Here is a 15102-nt window from a genome sequence, read left to right as displayed (position 1 = left end):
AAGTATGGTTTCTATCAAAAAGATTGTTAGATTAACTGACACATTTTTTCGTTACTTTTAAACCTGTAGTAAAAATAGTTTTATAGCAAAGATTGATGTATTAAGATGAAGGAGGAAACACCTTGTTTAAAAAATTAAATCAACTTAGAATCCTCATGGCATTTACTGTATTAATAGTTATGCTGCCACTGGAAAGTGTTTCTGCAAAAGAAACCGAATTTGATCCATTTGAAAAGAGTATCGGTGAAATATCCGATGCTTTAAATAACAATCAAACCACCTCTGAGCAGTTGGTTAAGTATTATCTAGAGCGTATAGAAGCATATGACAAGCAAGGCCCAGCGATTAATTCAATCATTAACTTGAATGAGCAAGCTGTAGAGATTGCAAAGCAATTAGATGAAGAAAGACAAAGTAAAGGTCCAAGAAGTGTGCTTCATGGTATTCCAATCGTTGTTAAAGATAATTTTGATGTAAAAGAAATGCCAACAACAGCAGGCTCTGTTGCATTAAAGGATGCTTATCCGAAAGAAGATGCTTTTACCATCCAGAGGCTTAAGGATGCAGGAGCCATTGTCATTGGAAAAGCAAATATGTCAGAGTTCGCAGCATCTTATGGGCGGTTAGGATACAGCTCTTTAGGTGGTTTAACTTTAAACCCTTATAACCTTAATAGAGATGCTTCTGGTTCTAGTAGTGGAACTGCTGCAGCGGTCACAGCGAATTTTGGTGTATTTGGATTAGGTACGGATACATCTGGGTCTGTTAGAGGTCCTTCTCATGTGACTGGTCTAGTCGGTATAAGACCAACGCTTGGTTTAATCAGTCGTGGTGGTGTCGTTCCGTCCTCATCAAATTTTGATACGCCTGGTCCAATGGCTAGATCTGTAGAAGATGTAGCGATTGCATTGAGTTTTATGGCTGGCGTTGATGAGCAAGACGACGCAACATTACCTGCAAAGGGGCATATTGCTGAAGACTATAGTAAATCCTTAGACAATACTGCTTTGCAACATGCTAGGGTCGGAGTAGCTGTTGACTTTTTTGGAGACAATGCTGAGGTAGATAAAATCACGAATGACGCTTTAGAAAAAATGAAGGAAATGGGCACAGAGGTTATTCCAGTGTCTTTCTCTGAAACGACGAAATATCTCTGGACACCAGTTATTGGACCAATTAATGAAGCGAATTTTAAGACGGAATTGGAAGAGTATCTTAAACAGTTCCCAGAAGGTCAGCCAAAAACACTAGAAGAAATTATCAAAATCAGTGAATCTCCTGAGGTTTTAAACTCAGCAACGCCAGTAAATCCAGCTGGTTTGGATGGCCTAAAGGTGAATTTGGAAAAGGCAGGGTTTAAAGATACTCCAGAATACAATGATATTGTAACAAAAGATATTCCAAAAGTACGTAATGAAGTGCAAGCAATCATGGAAGAGGAAAATTTGGACGCCATTGTTTTCCCAACCATGTCATGTCCAGCATCTCCAAGGTTTGATAAAGAAGATCCCACATATGTATGTGACGCTTATGACACTTATGCTGCGAGTTATGTAGCATCTGCTACAGGACTTCCGGAAATTACTGTTCCTGCTGGCGAAACGAAAGAAAAATTGCCTGTTGGAGTCTCTTTCCTGGGAACGGCATACAGTGAACAATCTCTATTAGACTTAGCCTATTCTTTCGAACAAGCAACTGATGCTAGAACGCTACCTGAAACAACACCTGAAATAACACCTCATTTAGAGGATGAACCTGAAACTAAGAATGAAACTTCCTTTGTAGATAAAATGAAGCATTGGCTAAACAAAGGGGTTACAAAGGTTGGACAGTTGTTACATTTAAACTAATTAACCCAGTTACTTAGCTTTTCAAATGTTTTAAGGAAAATAGAATGGGAGATTTTCCCGAATGAACGAATCAGGGATTCATTGATGTTTCACTCTTTGATGTGAAAATTAGAGTAACAATAGAATAATAAAAGTGCTTGAGGCTTCTCATAAATCGTCCGAATTTATGAGAAGCCTTTTTGTACGTGAGGTACCCCTTCAAGAATAAAATTCATCTATTTCTCAAAAAGATTAGTAAGCTGCACTTCAAATTCGTTTGTTGGATCATCCAATGGATAAATACGTGCTGTATTGCTTTGTTCATTGACATGTTGAATATAGACTTGTTTCCCATTATAAGTGACATGTTTTAAATTAGGTGCTTGAGCGATTTCTTCAGCTCTTTGTTTATTCATTCTAATCCCTCCATTATTTTTCAAGGTCCAGTTTCAAATAAGCCATCTAAATCTACCACTTGTTCATTATTAAGCTCATCAAGGGGTAAAATCGTCGCTGTTTTAGTATTTGTATGTACTTCTTGAAGATACACTGGTATTCCACGATAATGGACGTTGATCTTATTGGTTGCATTCATAATTTCTTGTGCACGCTGGATATCGATAATAATTACCTCCTGTCTCATAAATGTTTAAAGATATTTTTCTCTTGATTGAAAGAAATTATAAGAGGTAGTAAAAGCCATTTTTTGATCTGATATAATTCTATCTTCACTGCACTGGTTTTTGAACGGGGATGTTGATTCACGCAAATGAAAGATTTCTTGTTAATAAGGATCTATCTGTTAGCGTTAAAAACATAGTTCATTAAACCTTCATTTCTTTTATTAACTAAATCTAACAGTTCATTTAAAAGCAGGTTAAGTATGAGATAATCAATATTTTTTCAAAACTGGCTGTATATAATGACATTGTTACGAAAGAAGGGAGTGGGAACCTCTGTAATTATTTTAAAAAAATAGTTAGGAGGGAACAGAGATGAAAATGAGACGTTATTGGAAACTATTAGTTCCGGTGTTTGCTATGTCCATTGTTGCTGCATGTAGTGGTGGTCAAGAGATAAATCCGCCAGAAGATCCCGCAAATAGTGATATAAATATGGAAGATCCTGCAGGCGTAGAAGGAAATACAGAGAATGGGGACGTAGGGACAGAGTAATGCTACTCTTTTAGGTTTAGTTTTTGAAACTCAATATCTTTCTAGATGTAAAGAAACTTCTAAAGGAAAAGTAATTTTCCTTTAGGAGTTTTTCTTGAATACGGATTTGTAATTTAATTTGATATTGGCAACATAGGTACGTAAGCCTAATCGTTACATGACAAAGATGTAAGATTACTGAAAGGAAGATCAATAGAAGCAGGGAGAATCCTCATTTATACTGAAGATATACAATGAAATATAAAGGAGAGATCTCCTATGAATGCAAGTTATACATTAGATAATGTAAGTGAAAAATCAGAAAGTCGCGAGCAGAAACAGAAGAAAAGAAGAAATATGAATTTAATGAAGTGGCTTATTTATCCTGCTTTAGTGATATTTGCTCTATGCCTATTTACTGTAATCGCAGCTGAGAAGCTAACAGACGGCGAGCAATTAGTAAAATTGGAGGAAATAAGAAATGAATCAGGGTTTGTTTCAATAGAACAGATGCCTGCGTATTTGCCGAAAGCTTTTGTTGGTATTGAGGATCATCGATTCTATGATCATGTTGGGGTCGATCCTATTTCAATGGTTAGGGCGTTTTGGGTTGATATCAAAACTAAATCTTTTGCCCAAGGTGGAAGTACGATCACGATGCAATTAGCAAAAAATCAATTTTTAACTCAAGAAAAGTCGATCAATCGTAAATTTAAAGAGCTGCTTATTGCGATTCACTTAGATCGTATATACACAAAAGAAGAGATATTAGAAATGTATTTAAATACGATTTACTTTGGACACGGGAAGTATGGGATTGAAGAGGCAGCTAATTTTTATTTAGGAAAAACATTACAAGCCAATGATTTAGGAAAAGAAACCATTACTTTGAGCGAAGCGGCCATGCTCGCATCTTTACCTAAAGCGCCTGAATATTTTTCACCCATCAAACATCCTGAAGAAGCCTTTAACAGACAGGCTGTTGTCTTAAATAGAATGAATGAGCTTGGAATGATCACAGAAAATGAAAAGGGGGCTGCTGTTTGGAAGTCATTGGATCAGCTACCGATCAATCAATAAGGGGCTGCGACTTCCGTTATTAAGTGTTTGAACGAGGATATGATGACTGTCGTATTTGGATTTAACAATTAAGACTATGTAATAGTTATAATTGAGGAAGATACGATGCAAATTTAATTATTTTTGGTTTGCTAAAGTAGAAGGAGGTTATTAATTTGATAAAAACACATAAATTCACACTATATATATTGCTACTTACGGTGGTTACACTGACGGCTTGCCTGGATAGAGGAAGTTCAACGGATGCCTCATCAAATGAGAAGAACGAAGGGGAGCAAATAGCAAATACAGATAAAAAGTTTGCCCAACTCGAGAACGACTTTGACGCACGGCTCGGTGTCTATGCAATGGATACGGGCTCAAATCAGACTATCGAATATCGACCAGAGGAGCGTTTCGCCTTTACATCTACATATAAGGCTTTGGCAGCGGCCATCGTACTGAAGCAAAACACGATGGAAGAGCTTAAAGAAGTCATTCCTTACACCGAGGATGATTTGGTTTCCTATTCGCCGGTTACCGATAAACATGTGGGTACTGGAATGACACTGAGGGACATAGGTGAGGCTGCGGTTCGGTACAGCGACAACACAGCAGGGAATCTTTTGTTTAAAGAGCTGGGAGGTCCTAAAGCATTTGAACAAGCTTTACGGCAAATCGGTGATGACATTACCCAAGCGGATCGATACGAACCAGAATTGAATGCTTTCACCCCGGGGGATCCCCGTGACACTAGTACACCGAAAGCTCTTGCTACCAGTCTCGAGGCATTCGTAGTTGGCGACATTCTTTCGGATGATAAGCGTGAATTATTCACGGATTGGCTGCGAGGAAATGCTACAGGAGATACACTAATTCGCGCAGGTTCACCTGAAAATTGGGAGGTCGGCGATAAGAGTGGAGCAGGAAGTTATGGAACGAGAAATGACATTGCCGTTGTTTTTCCGGAAAATAGAGAACCAATTGTCATTGCGATTATGTCACGCCATGATACGGAGAATGCCGAATATGACGATGCGTTGATTGCAAAGGTTTCAGAAGTCGCACTTAACGCTTTAAAGTAAGGCAGATGGATTAGAAAAGGAAAGATGAATAATACAGCGGTGTGCTCAAAAGCGCAATGAATATAAATATAAGATAGCAAATCGTTTTCTTCTTGCGTAATAATTAAATCAACAAAAAAGGGTATAGGGATTTCTATTCCCTATACCTTATTTTTTGCTTATATCTGAAACCCGTCACTACATTCACAGAAAAATTATTCAATGGTAAAGCGGTTCACGACTTCTTGAAGTTCGCCTGCTATATTTTTCATTTGCTCTGTGGATGAAGTGGCGCGTGCCATTTCATTTTGTTGCTCAGCTGCCGATGCGCTTACTTGCTCGGCAGAAGCAGCTGTTTCTTCTGATATGGCGGATATATTTTGAATGGACAAGATGGCTTCTTCTTTTGAGTTTATCATGTCTGCGAGTTTGGCTGATAGTTCACTGATGGAATTACCAAGTTGGCTAGCAAGTCCTGCTTGATGCTTGAATGATGTTTCTGTATCAGAAACGGATTGATTATTCAGTTCCATTAATTCCATGTTTTTTTCGATAATAGACACTGTTTCTTGGGACTCTTGTAATATCTCTTGTACCGTTGCTTGAATCACATCGGTTTCGTGACTTGATTGAGCTGCGAGTTTTTTCACCTCATCCGCCACTACTGCAAACCCTTTGCCATGTTCGCCTGCTCGTGCCGCTTCAATGCTAGCATTAAGAGCGAGTAAATTGGTTTGACTAGTAATGTTTTGAATCGACGTGGTGATACTATCAATCGCGCTAATTTTGGATGAGAGCAATTGAATTTGCTTTTGTATATTCTCATTCAAAATATTAGTCGATTCATTATTATTACGTAGCTGGCTTACTTGTTGCATTCCTTGCTTTGTTGATTCGCTTGTCGCATTCGATAGTTGGCTAATCCCTTTGGATAAAGTGGACAGGGCATCTATTTGCGTTGATAGTTGAATCATTTGATCGTTTGTATTTTCTGTATCCTCTGATTGATGAGTTGCACCTTGGGCAATTTCATCGACAGCAATGGCGACTTCTTCACTTGAGGCAGATATTTCTTCAAAAATGCCATATACCTCATTTGACGATTGATTTAATTGCTTGGAAGATCGCATAACAGTATTCATCACATCATTTGTTTGTTCGAGCATTTGGTTGAATGCAACGGTCACGGCCCCGATTTCATCATTGCGGATGTGTTTGTTATCCACTTTCGTTGTCAAGTCACCGGCAGCTGCTGTTTCAATTGCCTTTTTTAAGAAAAGTAAAGGATTCAACTGCTTATGAATAAACCAATAGGAGACCGCAGACATAAGAATAATCATGGCAATCGCCGATATAATTGTAACGATTAAAATTTTATTGAAAGTTGTTAGAATAAACGATTTTGGCACGACCGTTTGTAATGACCATACTTCATCAATTCCCTCAACATGCACTGGTGCAATAGAGTTGAACGCCTTTTCTTGTAACTGCTTTGAATCAATATAGAAGTTAGAAACTTGATTGTTGTCTAATTCCTTTTTAATGTTCTTCCAGTCCACTGTATCTTCCATATTCGTTCCAATCAGTTTGTCATTGACCGAGTTTGCGACGACGACCCCTTTATTAGTGATAAAGCCAGCATACCCACTCTCAGGTGCGTTTTCTTTTACCAATTCATTTACAAAGTCGATGGAAAAATCAGCCGTCATCACACCGATGAACTGGCCATCTTTGGAATGTAATGGAATAGATAAGGTTGACATGTAAATTGTATCTTCTCCCACCACATATTCATATGGTTCTGTTAGTACGGCCCGATTTTCCTTTTCTGGAATGGTGAACCAATCTTCTGCTTCATCTCCGCTATACCCGGTTACACCCGAGACAACAACCTTTTCCCCTTCTTTATGCAAATAAGGAATAAATCGCTTCTGAGTATCTATTAAATTTTTATCGATATTAGATTCTACTGGGATAGAGTCTTTTTCCAATACAACAGCCATACCGGTAATATGTTTGTTTTCTTCAAGATTATTTTGTACAAATGTCAGCACGGATTGGGCTGTCATCTTCCCTTCATTACGTAAAGATTCAAACACATGCTTTGAAGTCTGTAATGTTTCATTTGTTTCTTCAAATCGCTCTTTCACTTTGGCTGCGTTTAATTTGGCATGTTCATTTGCAAGATTTTCAGCATCATCTACACTTTTTCCGTGTAAAATGACACTAGTGACAATTGAATAAATTGCGAACAACACTAAAAATAAGCCTATGATCAACATGGATAATTTTCTCGCTATGCTTTTTGATTTCATATGAATCTCCTTTTATTGTAAAAATATACACATAAAGTTTATCGACAAGATTCAACAAAATTATAGGAGAAATCATAGACTTAGAAAAATATTGTATAGGTGTGTGTGGAGACACAAAGTAATGTTTCAGCTTCTTGAAATGAAGGGTTTCAAACCTTTTCAACTAATAAATTGCTTAATCTCTTCGAAATCCACAATTACCTAATGTTTGAAATTTCATGTATTGATGAAGTAAGCGTGCGTGTCTTCCCATTCTTGTATGAGAGGTGATCATTGGGCGGAGACGGCGAAGAAATGCTCGGTCACATTCGCAATAGTTTCCAGATCGACGATAACATTCATCATGTGCACGACAAGCGGCATCCACTTCATTGATTGGAGCACCCGGGCCGCTACAGCCAGGTCCACACCAGTTATAGCCTGGCAGGATGCAAAAGCGCAACCCTTTTTTATATCTTCTCCTATTCAATCTCACAACCTCCCTCCAATGTAGATTAGTAATATAGAATATTCAGGAATTCATGGCTTTGTATAAGCTGTTTTCTTACATGTCCCAAAGAAATTAGCGTATATATATCCATGCTATACTGTATTTTCGGCTACCAATAGTGTGGTGCGAATAAATGTCGAGGTGTCCGTACAGATGGTAGAAAACGGACTTCAACCATAGGGATATCCGACTCAAAGTATATTTAATGTTTGTCGCGATTAACGGATGGTAAAACCCCATTGGTTAGAGTTTTACTTTATGACGTTTTGATGCTGTAATTGTTTGAGTGATTCAATAGAACACTTAAAACATAACATGTATTTTTTTATAAAATAAGAAAGGTATATGTGAAAGGATTTGCGTTTTAGATATTAAAAAAAGGTTGTTCCGAAAGCAAGCTTTGGAACAACCTTGGTAAAACAGATGTAGTTATGGCGGTCAAAGCTTCCGCTGATCGTCACTTTGCCTTTATATTACTAATCCATCTTTCATTGTGATGATGCGATCAGCATATGGAAGCATCTCTTCATCATGGGTTACCATTAAAGTGGTAATGTTCAAGGTTTTAGTTAAATCTCGGATTAACGTCATCACATCTCTCGACCTTTCCGAGTCTAGACTCGCAGTGGGCTCATCCGCAAATAACATTTTAGGTTTGTGAATGATCGCTCTTGCAATGGCCACCCTCTGTTTTTCTCCTCCTGATAATGAAGCCGGATATGCATCTCTTCGGTGATGCATGTCCACCAATTGGAGGATCTTTTCGACTTCCTCCTTTTGTTGTTGTTTATTCATCTTCGTTTCCGAAACGTTAAGCATAAGCAACAGTTGTTCCTGTACTGTAAGAAATGGTACTAGATGAGAGGATTGAAAGACAAAGCCGAACTCGCTTGCTCTTATTGCCCTGATTTGTTCCTGACTCATTTCAGTTAAGTTTTTCCCTTTGAATAGTACTTGTCCCGTCGAAGCTTGTTGCAGACCTGCTGCTATTGTTAAGATCGTACTTTTACCAGACCCTGAGGCACCAACTAACGCTGTTATTTCTCCTTCTTGAAGGGAAAGATTGATGCCTTTTAATACTTGCTCTTCCACTTCGCCATTTCTAAATGTTTTTTTAACATCATCAATTGTGAAAATAGTCATATTAAGCCTCTCCTTGTTGAATAGCTTGTAATGGTTCGACTTTTTTAATTTGAATGCCTGAAAGCGTCGCTCCGATAAACCCAATAACTAGGAATATGCAAGACAATTGAATACTGGTTTCGACAGTTAAACTAAAAGGCATTCCTGAAGGTGCGATCTTCGCAAAACCTTGACTTAATGCAACTGATAGCCCTAATGCGATTACGGTGATGAACAGCATTTGATTCCACATCATATAGAACAATGAGATGGTTTTGACACCAATCGCTTTTAAGATTCCGTATAACCCTATTTTTTGAACATTCATCATGTAGAAGAATATTGCAAATAACATTCCACTTATGACAACTAAAAACCAAATAATCATATTAAGTGACATCTGTTCTGCACTATAACTCGGAATTGTATTGAGAAACTCTTTATTTGAAAAAGCTTGTAATCCAGAAAAGTCTTTTGCATCTTCTTGTCCTGGTATGAAAATTAATTGCATTTCATTCACACGGTAAATTTCTTTGTAGTTTTCCATATTGATATATGCGACAGGGGCATGGCTATATTTCTTTTGGTCAACGAAGCCCTTTACTTTAAATTCGCCGCTAAATTGATTATTCGTTAATATGTCGCCAATCTTTATTCCGTCTTCCTCCAATGATCGATCTAATACGACCTCACCTTTTTGAACTGATTCAAACAACTTTGATTCAGTTGAAGTCACGAAAGCAACGCTATGTTGTTTATCTTCCGAATCATTCATAAAGCCCATTTGAATCGAAAGTGCTGCGGCGTCATGATCATCGGTTAAAATGTTGTCCGCTAATTGTTCATCTATTTTTGAGATGTTATATGTTTCATTCGCATCTGCATTCATATAAAAATGTCCTTTTGGTAAATCTTTTATGAAAGCTGCATTATCTTGGGATAAACCATTCGATAATCCAGATATGATAAACGTTAAAAAGCTGACTAGAAAAATGATTGATCCTAAAATCATAAACCGTGCTTTATTCTTTTTAATTTCTTTCCAAGCAATGTTCATCTTTGCGCCTCCGTTATTTGTTGATAACTAAAGAATACTCTTGCTAGATGAACGGAATATGAACGCATGATTACACTTCATCATCGCTATTTGCATGTATTGCGATAGATTTGAAAAGATTATTTGCGGAAATTCGCAGGTGATAAAACGAATCTAAATTTCTTTTCTCGTAACGAAACAATATTTAGACAGCTCTTCCATATGTTAGTGATATATTGAAAATCTTACTAACCAAAGGATAGGGCTGTCTTTCTTTGTATCTGGAATTCTCATGTTAGTTTATTAGGGATGAATGATCATCACTCCCCTTTGAATATTCTGGATGATAAAATAGTGCTAAACAATAAAAGTAAAATCGGAAAGGAAACGCTATGAACTTACAAACCTTATATTCTAAGCTTTTATCTCTACCATACCGCTTTAAGTTAATTCTCGTTTTTTCTTTGCTTATTGTTTTGACTGCACTCATCCTCGGTGGGATTACATACTATCATTTTGCGACAGCTAGTCAGAGGGAAGCGAAAGATTATCAAGTTCAGCTAGTGGAGCAGATTCAACATAACTTTGATCGATATTTAAAAGAGATGCAGATTATATCTTTGTCTCCTTTGTATGATCAGAATATATTGAATATTTTAAAAGAACATGAAACGCCGATTGCTACAGCATCCTTTCCACCAGCAAATGAGCGGATCGAAATGTGGAGGTATATATCTAGTCTTATTCATTCAAGGAATGAAATTAAAGGTATTCATATTATGGCTAATGATGGAACGATTTTTACTAATTTAGACTCGAATACTGTATGGCTGAAGATGATAAATATAAGTAATAGTTGGCTTTCACAGATTAGAAAAGCGGATGGTGAATGGGTGCTGTTACCTCTCCATACTCCAGATTATTATTTAAATAAAGATACAGAGGTATTTTCAGTTGCGCGATTGATTCGAGAACCATCAACAAATAGGCATTTGGGCATAATTAAGTTGGATTTAAAGCAGGAGTTGTTTGAAGAATTTATTAGTACGGAGAATAATATTTATATTTTAGACGAACGGAATAAGCTTATTTATCCGAAAAAGGACCAAGCGCAGTTACTCCGCTTTGCTATTCCACAATTAGAAAATAAGCAAGATTATCAGTATCTAAAAACAGATATGGATGGTCAGTCATATATGATGGTCCAGAATCAGTCTGATTACTCTGGGGCAAAGGTTATCATGCTTACACCATTTGATACTATTTTAAGTGAAGTGAACCAACTACGAGTATTGCTTTTACTAGTAGTTCTGTGCGGAATCTTCGTTTCTTTCATCTTAGGATTTATTTTATCAAAGCCATTGGTTCGTTCTATTTATAGACTTCAGAATGCAATGGCTGAAGTGCAAAAAGGCAATTTGTCGAAACGAGTAGTGAATCATCAGCATGATGAAATAGGTCAGTTAAGCCAAGGTTTTAATTATATGGTAGATGATATTGAAAGACTCGTAACAGAGGTATATGAGACAGGGTTGCGAGAGATGGATGCGGAAATAAGAGCGCTCCAAAGTCAAATGAATCCCCACTTTCTTTATAATACATTGGAATCTATTAATATGCTTGCGATTACGAAGGGAAATTTGGATGTATCTGATATGGTAACTTCTTTAGGAAAATTACTTCGCTATACGATTGACCATTCAGCAAAAATTGTTTCCTTGCAGGATGAGCTTATGTTTATTCGTTCTTACGTGGTGATTCAACAAATGCGAATGGGGGACAATCTCCAATATCAAGAGGATATCGAACCAGATCTGCTTCATGTTCAGCTGCCAAAAGTAACTTTACAACCATTGATTGAAAATGCAATCATACACGGTCTATCAGGACAAGCAGGGAAAATCTATCTGCGAGTGAAAGAGGTTGGTCAAGAGATACATGTAATCGTTTTTGACAATGGAAAAGGGATGAGTAAGGAAAGATTGGCTAAGCTCAAACAATCCTTATATGTGAGAAATATTACCGGTACTGAAAACCATCATGGCATAGCATTAGTAAATATTAATGAAAGAATAAAGTTTCTGTATGGTGAGTCATATGGCATGGAGCTTAATAGTGAAGAAGGGGAAGGATTCACTGTTATTTTGAGATTTCCTATTAACCGACAGGGGGAAGAGTCATGTTGAAAGAAGTTTTAGTTGTAGAAGATGAGATGATTATTAGACAAGGGCTAAAGGTACTTTTGGAAGATGTTCTCGGTGGGTTTCAAGTAACCGAAGCGAAGAGTGGAGAGGAAGGATTACTCCATATTAGACAGCAATTGCCCCATCTGATTATTACAGATATCCGTATGGGAGGAATGGACGGACTAGCTTTCACTGCGAAGGTGAGACAAGTATCCAAGGATATTCCGATTATTATTTTAAGTGGCTATAGTGATTTTGAATATGCAAGATCAGCAATGAGGCAGGGCATCTCAGAATATTTGCTTAAACCAGTAAATCGGACCGAATTATCAGAGGTTATTTCGAAAATATTCAAGCCGACAGAAGTAGAAAGTATAGATACATCAAAGCATTTTCAGAAAATAATTCAATATATTCAGGAGAACTTAAGTAAGGAAATTACTTTACATCATCTTGCAGATTATGTAGATTTACATCCACAATATATTGGACAATTATTTAAGTCAGAGCTTGATCAGTCTTTTACTGAATATATGAAAGAACAGCGCTTAAAACGTGCCAAAGAATTACTACGGGATACACAGTTAAAAGTGTACGAGGTTGCTAATTTGTCAGGTTATAAAAGTCCTAAGCATTTTATGACTATTTTTAAACAAAAGGTTGGTAAGACACCGATTCAATTTCGTAATTTAACCTAAAGTTCTTTAAATATATGATTTACGAACCTTTTCTTCTGTCTAGAGGATATTTTAGAAAGCGTTATCATTATACAATTTGTACAAAGGGGAGGGGTTCATATATGAAAAAGCGGTGGCTAATGATGCTCGCAATTATGTTATTGATATTTACGACTGCATGCAGTAAAGATGCAGGGAGCAGTGAAGGAGATAAAAAAGAGACTTCTAAAAAAGATAAGGAAGTGGAATTGACTTTTATGATGTGGGGGAATGAAGCTCACCAAGAGGTATATAACGACCTTATCAAAAAGTTTAATGTAGAACATCCGAATATTAAAGTGAAAATGGAAACTGTTCCATTTCCAGACTATCAGCAAAAAATCACCGTTTTAGCTGCTGGAAAAGAGTTGCCCGATGTAGGTTGGGTAGCTGAGAGGATGGTTCCGCAGTTTATGGATAATGACATTTTGGAAGACGTCACATCCTTTAAGGATGACAAGGAATATGATATGGATGATTTCTTTCCATCGACACTAGAGTTATTTGAAAGGGATAGTCATTTATATGGCATTCCATTTTCAACACCACCAATGGTGCTATTTTATAACGAAGATTTATTCGTGAATGCTGGGGAGAAAACACCTAACGAGCATTTGGCGGATGGGACTTGGAATTGGGAGCAGTTTGAAAAATCTGCAAAGGCAATATCAGCACAGGGGGTATATGGAGCGAATTTCTTCCGTGACTGGAATACTTGGATAGCACTCTTATCTCATACATGGGGGAATGGTGGAGATTTATTCAATGAAGAGCAAACGGAATTTACATGGAATAGTCCTCAAGGTGTAGAGTCGTTAAAAATGCTTGATCGAATGATGTTCGCGGACAAATCTCATCCTAAGGCTGGGGAGCAAGTAAGTTTTGAATCAGGAAAAATCGGCATGTTTTTCGATGTATATAGCTATGTTTCTCGTGCGCGCGAAATTGGTGATTTCACCTTTGATATTGCCCCATTGCCAGAGGGAACGGAAGGTAGATATCCTATGTTAGGGCAAGCGGGATATTCGATCTTTAAAGGATCGAAGCATCCAGAGGAAGCGAAAGAGCTGTTAAAATTCTTTACTAGCCAAGAAGGAATAACTGCTACATCGACTTATTTTGTACCGCCACGTGAGTCCGTGCTAGGATCTGATGAATTTATTAATCAACCAAATAACCCGCCAAAAGAAAGTATACAAAAAGCGGTATTAGACGAAATGGATAATGCCCGTTTACAAGCTGGACATAAAAATTGGCAGAAGATTGATAATGCAGTCCAATTTGGTTTCGATGAATTATTTGGTGAACTAAAAGAACCGGAAGAAATTCTGAAAGAGATGGAAGAAAAAATTACGCCGTTAATGAAGTAACTTAGATGGGGGACGGTTATGAATATAATCGTCTCTCTTTAATTAGAGGTGATGGATGTTGAGTGTTTCTTTAGAAAAAATATTAGAAAAAAATAAAATGTCCTTGATCGTGAGTATTCCAAGAAATGATCCTGCATTGGCTTATGCTGCCATGCGAGCTGGAGCCGATGCGATTAAAATGCATGTGAACGTTGAACATTGGGCTTCGGGAAATAGTTTTGCTTCTACAGAAGCATATGTAGAGTCATTTCGCGACATTCGCGAACAGTTTTCAGGGCCATTAGGCGTTGTTCCAGGCGGTTCTTTTGAGGCTATTAAAGCAAATGAATTAAAAAAGCTAACAGAGTTAGGATTTAATTATTTTTCCATTTATGCCCATCATATGCCAACTTGGATGTTGGAATTAAATAAATATGAGAAAACTTTTGCGATTACCAGTGATTATTCGATAGAGTCTCTAGGAAATATACATGACCTTGGTATAACAGCAATGGAAGCCTCGATTATTCAAGCGAATGAATATGGGAGTCCATTGACTTTTAAGGATATCCTTGCCTATCGCTATATCGTACAAAACACAGATGTTCCTGTCATGATCCCATCTCAACGTCTGCTTTTGCCTTCAGATGTTGCCCCTCTACATACAGCTGGTGTGAATGCAGTAATGTTGGGAGCAGTCGTGATTGGTCAGACAGAAGAAAGTATCGAAAGAGCAGTTGCTTCTTTTAAAAATGAATTGGATAAGTTGTAGAGGAGGCGGT

14 protein-coding genes are annotated in these 15102 nt (G+C 37.4%); 8 read left to right on the top strand and 6 right to left on the bottom strand.

Annotated features, from left to right (window positions below; genetic code table 11):
• Positions 1-122: 122 nt before the first annotated feature.
• Entirely contained in the window at positions 123-1850 is a 1728-nt protein-coding gene (locus BLE01S_RS12940) for an amidase family protein (protein WP_111703385.1), read from the top strand.
• Between the two features lie 215 nt (positions 1851-2065).
• Here BLE01S_RS12940 and BLE01S_RS12935 read toward each other — a convergent pair whose 3' ends face one another.
• Both BLE01S_RS12935 and BLE01S_RS12930 read right to left on the bottom strand, forming a co-directional pair.
• Positions 2066-2245: an H-type small acid-soluble spore protein gene (locus BLE01S_RS12935; RefSeq protein WP_066142721.1), complete on the bottom strand. Its 180-nt coding sequence runs from the start codon at positions 2243-2245 to the stop codon at positions 2066-2068.
• A 20-nt stretch (positions 2246-2265) separates the two neighbouring features.
• On the bottom strand, positions 2266-2472 hold the full coding sequence (locus tag BLE01S_RS12930; protein ID WP_285865834.1) for an H-type small acid-soluble spore protein: 207 nt from the start codon (positions 2470-2472) through the stop codon (positions 2266-2268).
• Between the two features lie 352 nt (positions 2473-2824).
• Between BLE01S_RS12930 and BLE01S_RS12925 the strand changes: the two genes are divergently transcribed.
• From BLE01S_RS12925 to bla, 3 genes are all read left to right on the top strand, one after another.
• Entirely contained in the window at positions 2825-3004 is a 180-nt protein-coding gene (locus tag BLE01S_RS12925) for a hypothetical protein (protein ID WP_066142720.1), read from the top strand.
• A gap of 258 nt (positions 3005-3262) precedes the next feature.
• Positions 3263-4063: a transglycosylase domain-containing protein gene (locus BLE01S_RS12920; RefSeq protein WP_066142717.1), complete on the top strand. Its 801-nt coding sequence runs from the start codon at positions 3263-3265 to the stop codon at positions 4061-4063.
• Positions 4064-4212: 149 nt separating this feature from the next.
• Positions 4213-5127, top strand: a complete 915-nt coding sequence (bla, locus tag BLE01S_RS12915; RefSeq protein WP_111703387.1) for a class A beta-lactamase — start codon at positions 4213-4215, stop codon at positions 5125-5127.
• Between the two features lie 194 nt (positions 5128-5321).
• On the opposite strand, the gene BLE01S_RS12910 is transcribed toward bla, so the two are convergent.
• The 4 genes from BLE01S_RS12910 to BLE01S_RS12900 form a co-directional block, all read right to left on the bottom strand.
• Complete coding sequence (locus tag BLE01S_RS12910) at positions 5322-7421, bottom strand: methyl-accepting chemotaxis protein (RefSeq protein WP_066142708.1); 2100 nt, start codon at positions 7419-7421, stop codon at positions 5322-5324.
• Positions 7422-7596: 175 nt separating this feature from the next.
• Complete coding sequence (locus BLE01S_RS20495; RefSeq protein ID WP_411825143.1) at positions 7597-7896, bottom strand: phospholipase; 300 nt, start codon at positions 7894-7896, stop codon at positions 7597-7599.
• A 483-nt stretch (positions 7897-8379) separates the two neighbouring features.
• Complete coding sequence (locus tag BLE01S_RS12905; protein WP_066142706.1) at positions 8380-9054, bottom strand: ABC transporter ATP-binding protein; 675 nt, start codon at positions 9052-9054, stop codon at positions 8380-8382.
• A 1-nt stretch (position 9055) separates the two neighbouring features.
• On the bottom strand, positions 9056-10090 hold the full coding sequence (locus BLE01S_RS12900; protein WP_066142704.1) for an ABC transporter permease: 1035 nt from the start codon (positions 10088-10090) through the stop codon (positions 9056-9058).
• 371 nt (positions 10091-10461) lie between these two features.
• Here BLE01S_RS12900 and BLE01S_RS12895 point away from each other — a divergent pair, with 371 nt between their 5' ends.
• From BLE01S_RS12895 to BLE01S_RS12880, 4 genes are all read left to right on the top strand, one after another.
• The gene (locus BLE01S_RS12895) at positions 10462-12255 is read left to right on the top strand and encodes a sensor histidine kinase (RefSeq protein WP_066142701.1); all 1794 of its coding nucleotides are present in this window, start codon (positions 10462-10464) and stop codon (positions 12253-12255) included.
• Positions 12249-12953: a response regulator transcription factor gene (locus tag BLE01S_RS12890; RefSeq protein ID WP_066142699.1), complete on the top strand. Its 705-nt coding sequence runs from the start codon at positions 12249-12251 to the stop codon at positions 12951-12953. Before BLE01S_RS12895 ends, BLE01S_RS12890 begins: the two co-directional genes overlap by 7 nt.
• Positions 12954-13054: 101 nt before the next feature.
• Positions 13055-14341: an ABC transporter substrate-binding protein gene (locus BLE01S_RS12885; RefSeq protein WP_066142696.1), complete on the top strand. Its 1287-nt coding sequence runs from the start codon at positions 13055-13057 to the stop codon at positions 14339-14341.
• A gap of 55 nt (positions 14342-14396) precedes the next feature.
• Positions 14397-15092, top strand: coding sequence for a hypothetical protein (locus BLE01S_RS12880; RefSeq protein ID WP_066142693.1), 696 nt, complete (start codon positions 14397-14399; stop codon positions 15090-15092).
• Positions 15093-15102 lie beyond the last annotated feature (10 nt).

The organism is Lederbergia lenta NBRC 16444, from assembly GCF_001591545.1.
Taxonomy (GTDB): domain Bacteria; phylum Bacillota; class Bacilli; order Bacillales; family Bacillaceae_C; genus Lederbergia; species Lederbergia lenta.
Note: the sequence above shows the minus strand (reverse complement) of the source record. Positions and strands in the feature narration are given on the sequence as shown.